The sequence below is a fragment of the Vibrio sp. M260118 genome, assembly GCF_036533755.1.
Taxonomy (GTDB): Bacteria; Pseudomonadota; Gammaproteobacteria; order Enterobacterales; family Vibrionaceae; genus Vibrio.
Genome location: NZ_JATABG010000581.1, coordinates 1 through 1,343 on the forward strand (window position 1 = coordinate 1; position 1,343 = coordinate 1,343).

1 pseudogene is annotated in these 1,343 nt (G+C 38.5%); it reads left to right on the top strand.

The annotated features are described in order from the left end of the window. Positions 1-96: 96 nt before the first annotated feature. Positions 97-1,343 (top strand): annotated as a pseudogene (locus tag QTO00_RS19750) (site-specific integrase); the annotation flags it as partial.

Below are 1,343 nucleotides of genomic sequence, written 5' to 3' on the forward strand. Positions count from 1 at the left end.
GTCTTAGACCCTCATGCAGCGCACTCTCGCACCTTAGATCTTAGGCTTAATGGCAAAATCATAGAGCGAAACCTTCGAAATGAGATGAAGGCTTTGATGATAAAAATGCTCTGGATTTCAAACAGAGAGTATTCATTTCAATCAATTTATTACACATTGGTTCACTTAAAGAAATTCGTAGCGCCATTGTTAGCGGAAGGTGAAAACAGTTTATCGAAAATTAACTTTAAGCGTATTGAAAGATGGATTGAGGAAGAAACAACCGATATAGATTTTGAAAATGAAAAAGTTTACGCCTACATAAATAAACTTTTTGTCGAGAAAGAGCAGTTACCCTTTCGTGTTGCCCTATCCAAGAGGCTTACGCCTGATGATTTTAGTATCAGAATAGCTGAAAAAGAACAATACTCAGTCATTCCACAGCGTTTGTACTTTAGAGCTTTATCTGAAGCAGAGTTGCTGATTGAACGCTTATACCCTCTCCGTGATGAGTTAGAGGCCCTCTCGACCTACTTAACTACCTTCAATGATAAAATATATGAAGGGTACGCAAAGTATTTGTATCAAGGCATGAAAACTAGCTCAAATGGCAGAACAATATGGAGGCTCAGTAATGGAAGGGACAAAGTTCATATGGAAAAGAACCAAGCTTTTAAAGCTGCATTTAATGCCCTGAAGACTCCAACGAAAGATAGAATTATGATGTTAATTCGAGAACACAAGCCCACTATACACCCAAGCTCATACGCTAAGCTTCATCCAGGCTCAGTCATATCAATCGATGGAAGAGAGATAACAAACTCCAAGCAAGCTACAGTCCTTCTGACCGAATATTGTGGAGGATGTATTTGGGCACTTTTAGCAAAATCAGGTATGCGAGTCGATGAAGCATTTCACCTGCACACTGTAAACGGCTGTCAAAAGGAAATAATTTCTGAGCAAGTAATTCACGTTCTAAATGCAAATTTATCTAAAACTGTAAGAGGTTCACAATCAAAACAAGATGAGTTTGTTACAACAGAGCTTGGTATGAAAGCCTTCGAGGTGCTGCAATCCATTCATAAACCACTACGAGAATACTGCACTGACAGCAAACATTTTTTCCATACCCTCAAACTAATGGATGGCTTCAGAGCCGCTGGAAAAAGCGCGATCGCTACGCAAGCTCAAAAGTGGTTTAACAAGACTCTTGCCTCAGATATAAACTTAACAAAAGAAGATATAAGAGACTTACAAATTTCTAATCCTAATCGCAGTTATAAAATAGGTGAAGAGTACAAGTTTTCATGCCACCAACTACGCCGAACATTTGCTTATTACCTAATTGGATATGAATTACTATC